Genomic DNA, 16,637 nt, shown 5'->3' with positions numbered 1-16,637 from the left:
GTTGGGTGCCCTGCATTCCGCCATGTTCCAGGCCGGCGCCGAGATCGCCTGGGTTTCGACCGACAGCTACGTGCCCGAAGGAACGCTCGGTGAGGCCATCGCCTGGAATGCCGGCGCCGTGACCCGGGACCGGCTGGAAGACGCCGCCTGCGTGATCGGGCTGCTCGACGACGCGCTCTTGCCGGGCGGCCTCGATGCCAGGCTCGACAAGGGCGGGGCCAACCTTTCGGGAGGCCAGCGGCTTCGCATCGCAGTCGCCCGCGCAACACTCGCCGGACGCGCCGTGCTGGCCGACGAGCCGACGGCGAAGCTCGACCGTGAGACGGCCGAAGCCGTGCGCAGAACGCTGCTTGCGATTTCACGGTCGCGACTGGTCGTCTTGGCCACCCATGACCGCGATTTGGCCGCCGTCGCGGATATTACGGTCGATCTCACCCAAAACGACGCCGTCGAGGTGGCGGCATGAACATCTCATTCCAATCCTCCCAATCCTCAAGCCGGACGTCGTGGCGACTGGCGACCGGCTTCGCGTTTGCGGCGCTGGCCTGCGCCATATTGCTGGGCGGTGTTTCCGCATGGCTGCTGGGCTCGGTGGCGATCGCCGGCCTCTCGGCCGCAGCCTTGACCTTCAACTTTCACATGCCGGCGGCCTTCATCAGGCTGTTCGCTATCGGCCGCACCGCCGCCCGCTACGGCGAGCGTCTGACGGGTCACCGGGCGGCGCTTGCGGACCAGGTTGCGCATCGCGTCGAGCTCTTCGCCGCGATGGCGTCGGCGCCCGCCGTGCGCCGGGCAGGATGGCAGCTCGGCGATGACGCCCGTCTTGCCGACTATCTCGACGACGTCGAGGACCTGGACTACGCCCGGCTGCGCGCCGGACTGCCGGCGCTGACGCTCGCATGCGGCCTCGCCGCCCTGATTGCCGGGTCGGCGATGCTCGCGCCGCTGTCTCTCTTGCCGATCATCCTCTTGCTGGTCGCCATCCTGTTCGCAGGGAATCGGATGGCCAAGGCTGGCGCCATGGGATGGGACCGCGCCAGGTCGCTGCGCCGCGGGGGCGCAAGCCGGCTTGGAGCGACCATGGCGTCAGCCGTTCCGCTCAAGGCTGAGTGCGCGTGGAACCGCGAGTGCGCTGCCGCCCTCGCCGCGCTCTCCAGCGCCGACGGCGAATTGCTTGCGCTCCGTCGGCTTCAGGCCCGGCTGGACATGATCGGCGCGACCTTCGGCCCGGTCGCAGGCATCAGCGTCATGGCTGCGGCCTGGCATGCAGGGCGGCAAGGCTCGGAGCTGCTGATGCCCATGCTGCTTGCCTTCTCCTGGCTGGCGCTGGGCGAAGCCGTGAACGGCGCGTCGCGCATGCTGGTCGCCGTGATGCGCCGCAACGCGGCACGGGCCGAGATCGATCGGTGGACGAGAGACGCTTCGGATGGCAGGCGTGTGTCCACGCTGCGGCCGCTCGAGCCGCGCCTGCTGCTCCACGGCGGGTTGCAGCGCCGCGCGCCCGACGGACGGGCGATTGGAACGCTGGTCGCTCTGCTCTTCGAAAGGGGGCGGCCGACGATGCTTGTCGGGGCAAGCGGTTCGGGCAAGACCAGCCTGCTCAAGCAGATCGCAGGCTGGATCGGCGAGGATGGTTTTGCCGCGGACGACCGCATCCTGTCCGCAAGCGAGCGGCGGGCGCTTTCAGCGCTCGTCCTGCACGACGCGGTCATCCTGGAAGACACCGTCCGCGCCAACCTCTTTGCCGCCGACGCTGCGGATGCCGCGCTCTGGCGCGCGCTCGAAGCTGTCGAGATGGACGGCCGCATCCGCGAGGCCGGCGGGCTTGATGCCTGGATCAGGCAGGACAGGTTCTCGCTGGGCGAGGTGCAGCGCATCAACCTCGCGCGCGCCTGGCTGTCGTCACGGCCGCTCGTGCTGCTCGACGAGCCGACGGAGCATCTCGACGACGCGCAGGGTGAGCGCATTCTTGAGCGGCTGCTCGCCCACCTCGATGACCGGATCGTCGTCGTCTCCACCCATCGCACGCCGCTTCGCGACGCCCGCATCATCGAGTTGCAGACATGAATGCCATGCCGAGGGCGCCAGTCTATCGAAGCCTAGATCGATTCAACCTCGGTTCGTCACGCGGCTGAACTGTCCTGCTCTCCAGCATTCGGATCGCCCGGCGCTGTTGCCCAGGCGAGCTCGACCAGCGTCACCGTGCGACGGCCCGCACCGTCGACCTGGCAGACGATGAGGCCTTGCTCCTCGATGTAGTCGAGCAGCCGCCGCGCACGACGCAAGGAGTGGGAACCATAGGCGCGGGCGATCGCCGCGTCGCTCGGGCAGGGCCAGCCTTCCTTTGCCGCCCTCGCGATCATCATGAACACGCCCTGCATGTCCTCGGGCAGAAGCGAAGCGCGCACCGAAACGTCCCGCCACGCATCGTCCTCGGCCATGTCCGAGCCGACGCCGGCGCGGGCGCGCGTCAGCATGCGGCGGAATTCCGAAAGGTCGGGCACGACCGAGGCGAGCCCCTCGATCCGGCAGCGGACCACGAACTCCTGGTAGAGCACGCCGATGACGCGGAACCCCGCGTCGGGTTCGGCCAGGATGGCGCGCAGGATGCGGTCCATCCGCTCGCGCCGCTCGGCGAGATCCTCGGCGCTCGGCTGCGGTTCGGCCGGTTCTGGACGGATGTCCAGCGGAGCCGCCTTGGCCGCCATCAATTGGTCGAGCAGGTCCGGCGAAGGCCGGCGCTGTGGCCGCACAGTCTCCGGCGGCGGCGCGGCCAGGATGATCGAGCGCGCATCCTCCAGCATCGCTTCCGGCAGCGGCATCAGCCGCGGCGTGCCGTTGCGTGGGCTCGTTTCGGTCGAACCGATCCGTACGCTCAGCGGACGGCGCGACAATGCCGGTCCGAGCGCCATGAAATGCCCGCGCTCAAGGTCGCGAAAAGCCTCCGCCTGCCGCCGCTCCATGCCGAGCAGGTCGGCGGCGCGCGCCATGTCGATGTCGAGGAAAGTCCGGCCCATGAGGAAGTTGGAGGCCTCGGCGGCGACGTTTTTGGCGAGCTTCGCCAGCCGCTGTGTGGCGATGATGCCGGCAAGTCCGCGCTTGCGGCCGCGGCACATCAAATTGGTCATGGCGCCAAGCGAAAGCTTGCGCGCCTCGTCGGAAACCTCGCCGGCGGCGGCCGGCGCGAAGAGTTGCGCCTCGTCCACCACCACCAGCATAGGGTACCAATGGTCGCGCGCGACTTCGAACAGGCCGCCGAGGAAGGCGGCGGCGCGCCGCATCTGGTTCTCGGCATCGAGCCCTTCGAGGTTGAGCACCGTCGAGACGCGGTGGATGCGCGCCCGCTCGCCGGCCGCCTGCAGGCCGCGCTCGGTATGGTCCTCCGCATCGATCACCAGATGGCCGTAGCGCTCGCCGAGCGAGACGAAGTCGCCTTCCGGGTCGATGATGGTCTGCTGCACCCAGGGCGCGCTCTGCTCCAGCAGCCGGCGCAGAAGATGCGACTTGCCCGAGCCCGAATTGCCCTGCACCAGCAGGCGGGTCGCCAGCAATTCCTCAAGGTCGAGGGTCGCCGGCGCGCCCGCCGTCGTCTGCCCCATCTCGATCGCAACCGTCATATCTCGACTCGACTGGTCTCCCTGCGCGAGAGGGACTTAGCAACCCGAGCGCGATGCGTCGAGCGCGCGGCGTGGCCGCCAGCCCGGTGTTCCACACCTAAGGCATGTCGCCCGAAAAGTGCGCGGCGGTTTTGGGAAAGCGACATGCGTAAATACAAAGACTTGAAGCGCGTCGCCTGAATCCGTTTCAGCGCGACGCGCTTTAAAGGAACAATGGCGGTAGCTTGTCGCCAGCCGCACTGGTCGGACCACCATTTCGCTGGCGCAATCCAACCATTGGCGTATCATCCTTTCAGGGAGGGTTCATGGCAGGAGGAGGCCAATGAACGTCGCTGCGGAGGTGCCCGTCATGGACCCGACGGTGCAAGATCTTGTTTTGTCCGCACTTTCGAAATTTCGCGCCGGCGACACCATCTCGACCCGGGCGATGCTCGACGTCATCCGCCAAGGTGACCCCACCTGCGAGGACAGCGACGACCATCTGGTCGAACTGATCGTCATGGCCGCGGTTGGTAAGACCATGGGGGTCGTGTTCGACCACCGCTCGCCGGACGAACGGTTGCCGCGCCTGGCTTAGGATGCCCTCCGGAGGCGATTGCCTGCTGGCCTTTGGCTCCCCGTCTAAAGCGCGTCGCGCTGAAATGAATTCAGGCGACGCGCTTTAAGTCTTTGTTTTGATGCATGTCGTTCTCCCAAAACCGCTGCGCACTTTTGGGCGACATGCATTAGCTCCCCAGCGGATGCGGCAGATAGCCGACGAAGCCGGCGATCTTCCAGCGACCGCCGACCTTGCGGCAGAAGTAGAGCGTCTGCCATTTGAGCCTGTCGACGCCACCGTCCGCCTTGGCCACGGAACCATCGAATTTCTTGTGCAGCACCGCGCGGTCGCCGTCGACGTCGATGTCGCGCATGTTGGTCACACGGAACAGCGCCTCGCGCAGCGGCTCGGCGAATTTCGTCGCCGCAGTTTCCTTGGCCTGCCGCAGCCATTCGTCGCGATAGACGTCCAGCCTCGGGAACTGCAGGCGCCAGGCATCGGCATTAGCAAGGAAATGCGCATGCATGCCGAAGAAGCTCTCGGCGACGAAGTCGTCCTCGACCATCGACCAGTCCTGGCCGAGGAAGGCATCGATGTCGCGCCGCACCAGCATTTCCCAAAGCGCGTGGCGGTCGGCATCGCCTTCCGGAAACGGATTCTTGTCGAAGGTCATCGGATCCCCCTCTCTCATGCATACCGCTGGCGGCTACGAGTTGCCGATCGGCTTTGACGCGCAAGATGCTCAGGCTTCTGTAATAAAGCAACATGGATTTTGAAAAAATGTTGCTTTCCGACATCGGCCCTATGAGGATCACGCCGACAGGCGTAGACGGCTATAAGAACCCCATCCAGTCGATAAAGGAGGCTCACTTGCCCAAGCAGTGCTTTGGAAAATCGCATGTCCCGCTCTCGCCCGCCGTGCGGGCCGGCGATTTCGTCTATATCTCCGGCCAGGTACCGGTGGGCAGCGACGGGCTGGTGGTCAAGGGCGGGATTGCAGAGCACGCCGAGCAGGTGCTGCAGAACGTCAAGGCTGCGCTGGCGCTTGCCGGCTGCACCATGGACGATGTGGTGAAGACCACCGTCTGGCTGGAGGATGCCCGCGACTTCGGCACCTTCAACACGGTCTACGCAAAACATTTCCCGAAGGACCCGCCGGCACGCACCACCGTCGAATCCCGCCTGATGATCGACATCAAGATCGAGATCGAAGCGGTCGCCTATAGGCCGGTCTAATCGCAACGAAACAGCAACGGAGGCGTCGATGCAGTTCGATCTGCTGATCAAGGGCGGCCGAGTGATCGACCCGGCGTCTAACCTCGATGCGCCGCGCGACGTTGCCATCGCCGATGGCCGCGTCGCCGCGATCGACGCCGCCATCGATGCCGGGACCGCCCGTGAGGTCGTCGACGCGAGGGACTGCATCGTCACCCCTGGCCTCGTCGACCTGCACAGCCATGTCTATTGGGGCGGAACTTCGCTCGGCGTCGACGCCGACAGGCTTGCGGCCAAGAGCGGCACCACCACCTTCATCGACGCCGGCAGTGCCGGCGCCGGCAATTTCCTGGGCTTTCGCCGCCATGTCATCGAGCGCTCGAAGGTCCGCATCCTGGCTTATGTCAACATCTCCTTCGCCGGCATATTCGGCTTCGCCAAGACCGTGTCCGTCGGCGAATGCAGTGACCTCAGGCTCTGCGAGCCACGCGACACCGTGGCGGCGGTGCGCGAGCACGCCGACGTCGTCGTCGGCGTCAAGGTCCGCTCGGGCCGCCACGCCAGCGGCACCAGCGGCATCGCACCGGTCGACCTCGCGCTCGAAGCCGCCGACAAGGTCGGCCTGCCGCTGATGGCGCATATCGACGAGCCGCCGCCAGGCCGCTCGGAAGTGCTGCCCAGGCTGCGCCGGGGCGACATCCTCACCCACTGCTTCCGCCCGTTTCCCAACGCGCCGGTCTTCGCTTCCGGCGCGGTGCGGCCGGACATGCGCTTGGCGCGCGAGCGCGGCGTCATCTTCGACATCGGCCACGGCATGGGCTCCTTCGACTTCGAAGTCGCCAAGGCCATGCTCGCCGAAGGCCTGGCGCCGGACGTCATCTCGAGCGACGTGCACCTCTACTGCGTCGATGGCCCCGCCTTCGACATTCTTGTCTGCATGTCGAAGCTCATGGCGCTCGGCATGCCGCTGGTCGAGGTGCTGCGCGCGGCGACTGTGCGTCCGGCCGAGGCGGTCGCCAAGACAGAGCTCGGCGTGCTGAAAGTCGGCGGCATCGGTGATATCGCGGTACTTAGGTTGCTGCCCGGCCGCTTCACCTTCGTCGACGCGGTCGGCGCCTCACTGGTCGCGGATCGGCGACTGGTCTCCAACGGCATCGTCATCGGCGGCAAATGGTGGCCGAACGAGGCGTCCAACCACGATGAGACCGAGCGCTTCGAGGCGCATGCGCAACACACGCATGTCGAGGTTGCGGCCAGGCATTTTGGGCGGGGGTGAATCTCCCCCCTCGAGGGGGAGATGTCGCCGAAGGCGACAGAGGGGGTCGCTGCGCGTGAAGCGCCAACCCTTATCTGTTGCAGGATGGCGAGCCCAGTCGGACCGACCCCCTCTGCCCTGCCGGGCATCTCCCCCTCAAGGGGGAGATCGCAACGTCACCGCCGCGAATTGCTCGGCTCGCCGTAAACCGGCGTCGCAATCCCTTCCATGCGCGCCTTGAGCTGCAGCGCCACGAATTTCGAGTAGAAGCGCGACAGCGCGAGATTGCCGCCGTGGAACCACAGCGCTTCCTGCGCGGTCGGCTTCCACATGTTGCGCAATTCGCCCTGCCACGGGCCGGGATCGCCCTTGACGCCGGAGCCGAGGCCCCAGCATGGCCCGACCTTGTCGGCGACCTCGCGCGAGACGATCCCCGCAACCGTCTCGTTCATCGACTGGAAGCCGGTGCAGCAGACGATCGCATCGACCGCAAGCTCGCTGCCGTCCTCGAACAGGATACCGTTCGGTGTCAGCGACTTGATGCCGACGCCGCTCTTCACCGCGATCTCGCCGTTCAGGATCAGCTCGCAGGCGCCGACGTCGATATAGAACCCAGATCCGGTGCGATACGCCTTCATCAAAAGCCCAGTCTCGTCCTCGCCGAAGTCGATGGCGAAGCCGCTGTCGCCGAGCCGCTTGTAGAAATCCGCGTCGCGCTGGCGGATGACGTCGTAGAGCGCCCGCTGGCCTTTCGGCACCAACGCGAACGGCGTCGAGGCGACGATCATGTCCGCCTTGTCGGTGGTGATGCCGCGTGCCAGCGCTTTCTCCGAAAATATCTCGAAGCCGACCTCCATCAGCGTGTCGGACTTCACCACCGTCGTCGGCGAGCGCTGGACCATTGTGACCTTGGCGCCGGCCTCCCAGAGATCGACGCTGACGTCGTGGCCCGAGCTTGCCGCGCCGATCACCGCGACGCGTTTGCCGCGGAACTTCTCGCCGGTCGAATACTGGCTGGAATGCAGGAGCTCGCCCTTGAAGCTCTCGGCGCCGGGCAATTCGATCTGCCGCGGCGGCCCATAGGCGCCGGTGGCGAAGACGATGTGCTTCGGCTTCAGCGTGATGCGCTGGCCGACACGGTCGACCACCACCGTCCAGACCTTTTCCGCCTCGTCATAGGCGGCGCTGATGCATTTGGTGGCGACCCAGTAGTTCAGCTCCATGACGCGGGCATACATTTCCAGCCAGTCGCCCATCTTGTCCTTGGGCGTGAAGACCGGCCAGTTCTCTGGGAACGGAATGTAAGGCAGATGGTCATACCAGACCGGATCGTGCAGCACGAGCGAGCGATAGCGGTTGCGCCAGGAATCGCCGGCGCGCGCGTTCTTCTCGATGATCAGCGCGGGAACGCCGAGCTGCCGCAGCCGGGCGCCGAGCATGATGCCTCCCTGGCCGCCGCCGATCACCAGGCAATAGGGCTGCTCGTGCACGCCGAGGTCGCGCGCCTCACGTGCCCTTTTCTCCGCCCAGGTCTCGCGCCCGGGATCGGCCTTGTGGCGGATGCCGAGCGGCCGGTCCCGACCTTTCTGCTCCTCGAAACCTTTAAGCTCGCTCATCGCGGTGAACAGCGTCCGGCAGCGGCCGTCCTTGAGCCGCAGGATGCCCTCGCCCCGCGCCACGGCCGTCTCGAATGTGAACCAGGCCTCGATCGTGCCTTCGTCCGAGCTCGCCTCGCCCGACAGGCGCCAGTGAGACGGTTTCGCCGATGACAGCGTCGCCTTCAGCATCTCGCGGATCGCCGCCTGGCCCTCCATGGTCTTGATGTTCCATGTGAAGGTCAGCAGATCGCGCCAGTAGCCATCGTCCACGAAAAGGTTGGTCGCCGCCTCGATGTCGCCGGCCTCGAGCGCCCGGCCGAGGGAGCCGAGCCATGTGGCCGCCTGCTGCGATGGTGCGATGTCGAGCATTCTTCTTCGTTCCCTTTTGCAGTTCGAATTCCTCGGCGAAGCCGGCGGCGGCGCCTTCTCCTTCTCCCCTTGTGGGAGAAGGTGGATCGGCGCGCTAGCGCCGAGACGGATGAGGGGTGTTCCAGCGAAATGAGACGCTGGCGTTTCCTGGAACACCCCTCATCCGACCTCACTTCGCGAGGCCACCTTCTCCCACAAGGGGAGAAGGGACTCTGCTAATCTCCCAATGGCTCCATCTCCTTCCCGGTCCGATGGATCTGGGCGTTGTACTTGATGCGGCGCACTGTCTCGCGCGCCGGGCCGTCGAGCTTGTAGGCGGACGCCACCGCCAGAAGGTCGATGGCCGCGAGGAAGGCGTAGCGCGAAGCGGTCGGCTTCAGCGTGTCGGGATATTCGGGAACCGCCATGGTCAGCCGCACGTCGCAAACGCGCGACAGCTCGGTGTCCGGCGCCGTCACGCAGATCGCATCGGCGCGGTAATGCTTGGCCAGCTCCACCGCCTCGATCACTTCCCGGGTGCGGCCGGTGGCCGAGATCGCGATCACCAGGTCGCCCGGCTTCAGCGTCGAAGCCGTCATGCGCATCAGGTACGGATCGCATTGCGCGCTGATCGTGATGCCATAGCGGAACAGGCGGTATTGCGTCTCCTGCGCCAGCGCCGACGAGCTGCCGCCGAGGCCGAACACCGTCACCTGCCGCGCTTTGGCGATCAGCTCCGCCGCCTTCTGCAATTGCCCCGGATCGATCTGCCGCTCCGCCTCCTGCAGCGCGCGCCGCGCCTCGCCGAACACGGCGTTCCAGAACGGCATGCGGCTGTCGCTGTTCATGGGTTGCGGCCTGGTGCTGAGATAGAGCGCGCCGACGACGAGGCTCTGCGCCAGCTTCAGCTTGAAATCGCGCACGCCCTCGCAGCCGATGGCGCGGCAGAAACGGGTGACCGTCGGCTCGCTGACCTGCGCGCGCTGCGCAAGCGCGGCATTCGACGCGCCGACCGCATATTTGACGTCGTCGAGCACGACATCGGCGACGCGGCGTTCGGCCGGACGCAAATCCGCGTAACTGTCCTTCACCTGCGAAATAATGTCCGGGAAGCGTCTGACATGATCGTGCCTGTCGCCTTCCTCGCTCGGAATACGCAGCGCCTGGCTGTCAGCTTCGGTCATTGCTCAGCCCTTCCTGCCCGTTTCTGGGACCACCATATTTGCGATTATCCGCCCGCAGGCCACAGGCAATAAAACAAGATGAGTATGTAAGAAACTAACACGCATGGCAATTGCGGATAAAATCCTATTAAATCAAATAGTTAACTGAAGGCATTTAGGCAGGATCGCACCCGCGCTCAGTCGCCGCTGGCGGAAAAGTAGGATAGTTACAGGTCGATTTTGCCGCACTGTCAAACCAAAGGGCGACCCGCCAAAACCACTATAAAATTCCTATATCTTTCCTTCCCGCCTCGTCTCGAACCTTTATGGCGATCGGGTCCATATTTCCTTTCAAAAGAACGCTTTGATCGCCGTCACCGCCAAGGTGACGCGCCGTCGCGTGCAGTTCTGAGCCCGCCCGCACGGGCTGCGAACACAAGTCGAAAGCAAAGAATGCCTGAAATGGACCTAATTGTTCTCGGGATCGGGATTTTATTCTTCGCCCTGTCCTTAGCCTACGTCAAAGCCTGCGACGGAATCTGAGCGGAAGGACAGAACCATGATCCTCGATTTCATCCTCGGCGGTGCGGTGACTTTGTTCCTGCTCGCCTATCTCACCTATGCGCTCATCCGCCCTGAGCGCTTTTGATCGTACAGACCCACGGGAAGCCATGTCATGACAATATACGGCTGGATACAGATCCTTCTCTACTGTGGGATCCTGGTTTTGCTTGTGAAGCCCCTCGGCGGCTATATGTTCCGGGTCTTCAACGGCGACCGGACCTTGCTTTCGCCGGTGCTCGTCCCGATCGAGCGTGGCCTCTATCGCCTCGCCGGAACGAGCGACAGGGAAGAACAGCACTGGGCCGTCTACACGACGGGCATGCTGCTCTTCAATCTCGCCGGCTTCCTCGTTCTTTACGCCCTGCAGCGGCTGCAGGGCACCCTGCCCTACAATCCGGCGGGCATGACCGCGGTTGAGCCTGGCCTTGCCTTCAACACCGCCGCAAGCTTCGTCACAAACACCAACTGGCAGAATTACGGCGGCGAGAGCACGATGTCCTATCTCGTGCAGATGGCCGGCCTCACCGTGCAGAACTTCGTTTCGGCCGCCACCGGTATCGCCATTGCGGTTGCCTTGATCCGCGGCTTTGCCCGCGCTTCCGGCAAGTCGATCGGCAATTTCTGGGTCGATCTTACCCGCTGCACGCTCTACGTGCTCCTGCCGGCCTGCATCGTGCTCACGCTCGTCTATGTCTGGCTGGGCATCCCGCAGACGCTCGGGCCTTATGTCGATGCCGCCACGCTGGAAGGCGCCAAGCAGACGATCGCGCTCGGCCCGGTCGCCTCGCAGATCGCCATCAAGATGCTGGGCACCAATGGCGGCGGCTTCTTCAACGCCAATGCCGCGCATCCTTTCGAGAATCCGGACGCGATCTCCAACCTCATTCAGATGCTGACGATCTTTGCGCTCGGCGCCGGTCTCACCAATGTCTTCGGCCGCATGGTCGGCAGTGAGCGCCAGGGCTGGGCGATCCTTGCCTCGATGGGCGTGCTGTTCATCGCCGGCGTCATCGTCTGCTACTGGGCCGAGGCCGCCGGCAACCCGCTGGTCCACGCGCTTGGCATCGACGGCGGCAACATGGAAGGCAAGGAGACGCGCTTCGGCATCGCGCTCTCGGCGCTGTTCGCGGTCATTACCACGGCCGCTTCCTGCGGCGCCGTCAACGCCATGCATGACTCTTTCACCGCGCTTGGCGGCATGATCCCGATCATCAACATGCAGCTCGGCGAAGTCATCGTCGGCGGCGTCGGCGCCGGCTTCTACGGCATCCTGATGTTCGTCGTCATCGCCGTCTTCGTCGCCGGCCTGATGGTCGGCCGCACGCCGGAATATCTCGGCAAGAAGATCGAGGCCAAGGAGGTCAAGATGGCGATGCTTGCCATCCTGTGCCTGCCGCTGGCGATGCTGATCTTCACCGCCATCGCGGTGGTCCTGCCGAGCGCCGTGGCCTCGATGGCCAATGGCGGGCCGCACGGCTTCTCCGAGGTGCTCTATGCCTACACCTCGTCGGCAGCGAACAACGGCTCGGCCTTCGGCGGACTCACCGGCAACACGCCCTGGTTCAACCTTACGGGTGCCATCGGCATGCTGATGGGCCGCTTCCTGGTCATCATCCCGGCTCTCGCCATCGCCGGCTCGCTGGTGGCGAAAAAGACCGTGCCCGCTTCGGCCGGCACCTTCCCGACGGACGGCACGCTGTTCGTCGGCCTGCTGGTCGGCGTCATCATCATCGTCGGCGGCCTCACCTTCTTCCCGTCGCTCGCCGTCGGTCCGATCGTCGAACACCTGGCGATGATCCATGGACAGACTTTCTGAGATGACCATGCCCTGGTTCATCCACATACGCCGGGACGACCGTCACCAGGCCGGTGGCGGAAGGCCCGACGACGGAAGGGACGAGAGGCCTCGTCCTTTCCCGACGCTTTCCACCTTCCTTGGCATGGCAGCCGTGCTGTTCGTGCTGTGGCTGCTGGCGACCGGTCTTCCGCGCCTGTTTCCGAAGACCGAGCACCCGGCGCCGTCCAACATCACCGATACTGGAGCCTCGAAATGAGCCAGTCCAAATCCGCGAGCATTCTGGATGCCCGCATCCTGGTGCCCGCCATCGGCGGTGCCTTCCGCAAGCTCGATCCACGCACGCTGGTCCGTAATCCGGTGATGTTCGTCGTCGCGGTCGTCTCGCTGCTCACCACCGTGCTTTTCGTCCGCGACCTGATCGCCGGCGGCGGCAATCTCGGCTTTACCCTGCAGATCATCATCTGGCTGTGGTTCACCGTGCTGTTCGCCAACTTCGCCGAAGCCGTGGCCGAAGGCCGCGGCAAGGCGCAGGCCGACTCGCTGCGCAAGGCGCGCACCGAGACCCAGGCTAAGCTGCTCGTCAACGGCGAGGATCGTTCGAAGTTCAAGCTCGTGCCCGGCACCAGCCTGAAGGTGGGCGATGTCGTGCTGGTCGAAGCCGGCGACATCATCCCCTCGGACGGCGAGGTGATCGAAGGCGTGGCCTCCGTCAACGAAGCCGCGATCACGGGTGAATCCGCGCCCGTCATCCGCGAATCCGGCGGCGACCGGTCGGCCGTCACCGGCGGCACGCAAGTGCTGTCCGACTGGATCCGCGTGCGCATCAGCGCCGCCTCCGGCCACACCTTCCTCGATCGCATGATCTCGCTGGTCGAGGGCGCCGAGCGCCAGAAGACGCCGAACGAGATCGCGCTCAACATCCTTCTCGTCGGCATGACGCTGATCTTCGTTCTGGCCACCGCGACCATCCCGAGCTTCGCCTCCTTTTCGGGCGGCTATATCCCGGTGACGATCCTCGTCGCTCTCTTCGTGACGCTGATCCCGACCACGATCGGCGCGCTGCTCCCGGCCATCGGCATCGCCGGCATGGACCGCCTGGTGCGCTTCAACGTGCTCGCCATGTCCGGCCGCGCCGTCGAGGCCGCCGGCGACGTCGACACGCTGCTCCTGGACAAGACCGGCACCATCACGCTCGGCAACCGTCAGGCGACCGAGTTCCGTCCGGTCAAGGGCGTCACCGAACAGGAGCTGGCGGATGCGGCGCAGCTTGCTTCGCTGGCGGATGAGACGCCGGAAGGCCGCTCGATCGTCGTGCTCGCCAAGGAAAAATACGGCATCCGCGCCCGCGACATGGCCACATTGCATGCGACCTTCGTGCCCTTCACCGCGCAGACCCGCATGAGCGGCGTCGACCTCGACGGCTCGTCGGTGCGCAAGGGCGCGGTCGATGCGGTGCTGGCTCATGTCAGCCAGGCGGCGGCCACGTCCCATGGCGCGCGTCCGACGAGCGACACCATCCGCGATCTGCAGGCCATCGCCGGCGAGATCGGCAAGGCAGGCGGCACACCGCTTGCGGTCGAACGCGACGGTCGCCTGCTCGGCATCGTCCACCTCAAGGACATCGTCAAGGGCGGCATCCGCGAGCGTTTCGCGGAGCTCCGCAAGATGGGTATCCGCACGGTGATGATTACCGGCGACAATCCGCTGACGGCGGCCGCCATCGCCGCCGAAGCCGGCGTCGACGATTTCCTCGCCCAGGCGACGCCCGAGAACAAGCTGTCGCTGATCCGCGAGGAACAGGCCAAGGGCAAGCTGGTCGCCATGTGCGGCGACGGCACCAACGACGCACCGGCGCTCGCCCAGGCCGATGTTGGCGTCGCCATGAACACCGGCACGGTGGCCGCGCGCGAAGCCGGCAACATGGTCGATCTCGACAGCGACCCCACGAAGCTGATCGAGATCGTCGAGATCGGCAAGGCGCTGCTGATGACGCGCGGCTCGCTGACGACGTTCTCGATCGCCAACGACGTGGCCAAGTACTTCGCCATCATCCCGGCCATGTTCGCGGTCTTCTACGTCGCGCCCGGCCAGTCCGCCGGACCGCTGCAGGCGCTCAACATCATGCACCTGGCAACGCCGCAGAGCGCCATCCTGTCGGCCATCATCTTCAACGCGCTGATCATCATCGCGCTGATTCCGTTGTCACTGAAGGGCGTGAAGTACCGCGCCATCGGCGCCGGCGCACTGCTCACCCGCAACCTGCTCGTCTACGGCCTCGGCGGCATCGTCGTGCCGTTCGTCGGCATCAAGGCGATCGACCTGATCGTCACGGCCCTCGGCCTCGCATAAGGATCACTCCGATGCTCAAGCAACTCAGACCCGCGATCGTCATGATCGTCTTCTTCACGGTGCTGACCGGCCTCATCTATCCGATCGGCATGACCGGCATCGCCCAGGCCCTGTTTCCCAAGCAGGCCAATGGCAGTCTGATCGAGAAGGACGGCAAGGTCATCGGCTCCAGCCTGATTGGCCAGGCCTTCGCCGGCGACCGTTACTTCCATGGCAGGCCGTCGGCCGCCGGTGACGGCTACAACGCCGCCTCCTCGAGCGGCTCAAATCTCGGGCCGACCAATGCGAAGCTGATCGAGCGCATCAAGGGCGACGCCGAGAAGCTAAAGGCTGAGAACCCGAACGCGCCGGTGCCGATGGACCTCGTCACGACGTCCGGCAGCGGCCTCGATCCTGACATCAGCCCCGAGGCCGCCTATTTCCAGGTTCCGCGGGTTGCCAAGTCGCGCGGCATCGATGAAGCCAAGGTGAAAGCGCTGGTTGACAGCCATGTCGAGGACCGCGAGCTTGGTTTCATGGGTGAGCCGGTGGTCAATGTGCTCGCCCTCAACCTGGCGCTGGACGACCTGAAGTAATCAGCACCGCGCCGGGGATCGACACCATCCCCGGCGCAATTCATGATTGGACCTGATGCCGGACGACAGGACCAACCTCGAGAACAGACCATCCCCCGACGCGCTGCTGGAGCATGCAGAGCGGGAGGGCCGCGGCCGTTTGCGCCTATTTCTCGGCGCGGCGCCAGGTGTCGGCAAGACCTATGAGATGCTGATGGCGGGCCGCGCCCGCCTCGCCGACGGCATTGACGTTGTGGTTGGCGTCGTCGAAACGCACGGCCGCAAGGAAACCCAGGCGCTGCTCGACGGCTATGAGGTGATCCCGCGCCGGCAGGTCGAGTACCGGGGCCGCACCCTCGACGAGATGGACATCGACGCCATCCTGAAAAGGCGCCCGCAGCTGGTCCTTGTCGACGAGCTCGCCCATACCAACGCGCCCGGCAGCCGCCATCCCAAACGCTACCTCGATGTGCAGGAAATCCTGGCGCAAGGCATCGACGTCTATACCACGCTCAACATCCAGCATGTCGAAAGCCTGAACGATGTCGTGGCGCAGATCACGCGCGTCCGGGTGCGCGAGACCGTCCCCGATTCCATCATCGACGAGGCCGACGATATCGAGGTCATCGACCTCACCCCCGACGACCTGATCAAGCGACTGCATGAAGGCAAGGTCTATTTCCCCAACACCGCCCAACGTGCGATCGAGAACTATTTTTCGCCGGGCAACCTGACCGCGCTCCGGGAACTGGCGCTAAGGCGCACCGCCCAGCGCGTCGACGAGCAGTTGCTCAATCACATGCAGTCCCATGCCATTCCGGGGCCGTGGGCTGCCGGCGAGCGGGTTCTCGTCTGCGTCGATCAGCGTCCCGGCGGAGCCGCCCGCATCCGTTACGCGCGCCGGCTTGCCGATCGGCTCCGCGCTCCCTGGACGGCGCTTCATGTCGACACGCCTCGCCTGGCCGGCATGTCGGAAGAGGAGAAGGACCGGCTGGCGGCGAACCTGCGACTTGCCGAGCAGCTCGGCGCCGAGGTGAGCACGATTCCGGGCCAGAACATCGCCCAGGACATCGTGCGCCACGCGACGGCTAACAACTTCACCCATATCGTCATCGGCAGGCCGACCCGCTCGCGCTGGCGGGAACTGATCGAGGGCTCGCTGACCTATGATCTGATCCGCAATGCCGGCGACATCAGCGTGCATGTGATTTCGCGGACCGAGCGCGACACCGATGCCGCCTCGACGAGGGTCAAGGCCGCTGCGGAACAGAGACCGTTCCAGGTCTGGCCCTACTTTGTCACCACCGTCTTTGTCACGGGCGCGCTGGCTGCCAGCAGCGTTCTCGACCAGTTCTTCGACGTTCGCAATCTGGCAAGCGTCCTGCTCCTGGCCGTGCTGACATCGGCGGTGACGTTCGGGCTCTGGCCGGCGCTTTACGCCTGTTTTGTGAGTGCCCTTGCTTTCAACTTTTTCTTCCTCGAGCCGCGTTACACGCTGACGATCAGGGACCCGGAGAGCATCGTCGCCTTTGCCGCCTTCCTCGTCGTCGCCGTCATCGCCAGCAATCTGACGGCGACGACGAGGAAGGCGGCAAAGGCGACGATGCTCTCCGGGTCCCTGATCGTCAGCGTGTAACG

At 65.2% G+C, this 16,637-nt stretch carries 15 protein-coding genes; 11 read left to right on the top strand and 4 right to left on the bottom strand.

Annotation, left to right across the window (positions count from 1 at the left end; translation table 11 throughout):
* Together EOA38_RS09825 and EOA38_RS09820 are read left to right on the top strand one after the other, a co-directional pair.
* Positions 1–466: ATP-binding cassette domain-containing protein (locus tag EOA38_RS09825; protein ID WP_127299055.1), on the top strand; the 466-nt coding region annotated here is incomplete at its 5' end.
* The gene (locus tag EOA38_RS09820) at positions 463–2,067 is read left to right on the top strand and encodes an ATP-binding cassette domain-containing protein (protein WP_126091985.1); all 1,605 of its coding nucleotides are present in this window, start codon (positions 463–465) and stop codon (positions 2,065–2,067) included. The genes EOA38_RS09825 and EOA38_RS09820, both read left to right, overlap by 4 nt.
* 56 nt (positions 2,068–2,123) lie before the next feature.
* Here the strand turns inward: EOA38_RS09820 and EOA38_RS09815 are convergent, their stop codons facing one another.
* A complete protein-coding gene (locus EOA38_RS09815) occupies positions 2,124–3,617 on the bottom strand; it encodes an ATP-binding protein (RefSeq protein ID WP_126091984.1) in 1,494 nt (497 codons plus the stop codon).
* Between the two features lie 322 nt (positions 3,618–3,939).
* On the opposite strand from EOA38_RS09815, the gene EOA38_RS09810 reads away from it, so the two are divergent.
* A complete protein-coding gene (locus EOA38_RS09810; protein WP_126091983.1) occupies positions 3,940–4,194 on the top strand; it encodes a hypothetical protein in 255 nt (84 codons plus the stop codon).
* Positions 4,195–4,342: 148 nt separating this feature from the next.
* Here the strand turns inward: EOA38_RS09810 and EOA38_RS09805 are convergent, their stop codons facing one another.
* Positions 4,343–4,828, bottom strand: a complete 486-nt coding sequence (locus EOA38_RS09805; RefSeq protein ID WP_126091982.1) for a hypothetical protein — start codon at positions 4,826–4,828, stop codon at positions 4,343–4,345.
* Positions 4,829–5,025: 197 nt separating this feature from the next.
* On the opposite strand from EOA38_RS09805, the gene EOA38_RS09800 reads away from it, so the two are divergent.
* Both EOA38_RS09800 and EOA38_RS09795 read left to right on the top strand, forming a co-directional pair.
* Complete coding sequence (locus tag EOA38_RS09800) at positions 5,026–5,391, top strand: RidA family protein (RefSeq protein WP_126095752.1); 366 nt, start codon at positions 5,026–5,028, stop codon at positions 5,389–5,391.
* Between the two features lie 28 nt (positions 5,392–5,419).
* Positions 5,420–6,646, top strand: a complete 1,227-nt coding sequence (locus EOA38_RS09795) for an amidohydrolase/deacetylase family metallohydrolase (RefSeq protein ID WP_127299054.1) — start codon at positions 5,420–5,422, stop codon at positions 6,644–6,646.
* 155 nt (positions 6,647–6,801) lie between these two features.
* On the opposite strand, the gene EOA38_RS09790 is transcribed toward EOA38_RS09795, so the two are convergent.
* Positions 6,802–8,592 carry an NAD(P)/FAD-dependent oxidoreductase gene (locus EOA38_RS09790; RefSeq protein ID WP_127299053.1) on the bottom strand — a complete coding sequence of 597 codons (1,791 nt, stop codon included), beginning with the start codon at positions 8,590–8,592 and terminating at the stop codon, positions 6,802–6,804.
* A 215-nt stretch (positions 8,593–8,807) separates the two neighbouring features.
* Positions 8,808–9,755: a MurR/RpiR family transcriptional regulator gene (locus EOA38_RS09785; protein WP_127299052.1), complete on the bottom strand. Its 948-nt coding sequence runs from the start codon at positions 9,753–9,755 to the stop codon at positions 8,808–8,810.
* Between the two features lie 538 nt (positions 9,756–10,293).
* On the opposite strand from EOA38_RS09785, the gene EOA38_RS09780 reads away from it, so the two are divergent.
* The 6 genes from EOA38_RS09780 to EOA38_RS09755 are packed head-to-tail and all read left to right on the top strand — an operon-like array spanning position 10,294 to position 16,635.
* On the top strand, positions 10,294–10,383 hold the full coding sequence (locus EOA38_RS09780) for a K(+)-transporting ATPase subunit F (RefSeq protein ID WP_126091978.1): 90 nt from the start codon (positions 10,294–10,296) through the stop codon (positions 10,381–10,383).
* A gap of 27 nt (positions 10,384–10,410) precedes the next feature.
* Positions 10,411–12,114, top strand: coding sequence for a potassium-transporting ATPase subunit KdpA (kdpA, locus tag EOA38_RS09775; protein ID WP_127299051.1), 1,704 nt, complete (start codon positions 10,411–10,413; stop codon positions 12,112–12,114).
* Positions 12,098–12,352 carry a hypothetical protein gene (locus EOA38_RS09770; RefSeq protein WP_245464878.1) on the top strand — a complete coding sequence of 85 codons (255 nt, stop codon included), beginning with the start codon at positions 12,098–12,100 and terminating at the stop codon, positions 12,350–12,352. Before kdpA ends, EOA38_RS09770 begins: the two co-directional genes overlap by 17 nt.
* Positions 12,349–14,445: a potassium-transporting ATPase subunit KdpB gene (kdpB, locus tag EOA38_RS09765; RefSeq protein ID WP_127299050.1), complete on the top strand. Its 2,097-nt coding sequence runs from the start codon at positions 12,349–12,351 to the stop codon at positions 14,443–14,445. Before EOA38_RS09770 ends, kdpB begins: the two co-directional genes overlap by 4 nt.
* Positions 14,446–14,456: 11 nt before the next feature.
* Positions 14,457–15,020, top strand: coding sequence for a potassium-transporting ATPase subunit KdpC (gene kdpC, locus EOA38_RS09760; RefSeq protein ID WP_127299049.1), 564 nt, complete (start codon positions 14,457–14,459; stop codon positions 15,018–15,020).
* A 55-nt stretch (positions 15,021–15,075) separates the two neighbouring features.
* Positions 15,076–16,635 (top strand): DUF4118 domain-containing protein, encoded by a 1,560-nt coding sequence (locus tag EOA38_RS09755; protein ID WP_281060091.1) that lies wholly within the window; start codon positions 15,076–15,078, stop codon positions 16,633–16,635.
* Positions 16,636–16,637: the final 2 nt, after the last annotated feature.

Source organism: Mesorhizobium sp. M1E.F.Ca.ET.041.01.1.1 (genome assembly GCF_003997355.1).
Classification (GTDB): domain Bacteria; phylum Pseudomonadota; class Alphaproteobacteria; order Rhizobiales; family Rhizobiaceae; genus Mesorhizobium.
The sequence above is the reverse complement of the archived record's forward strand: the minus strand, read 5'-3'. Positions and strand labels throughout refer to the sequence as shown.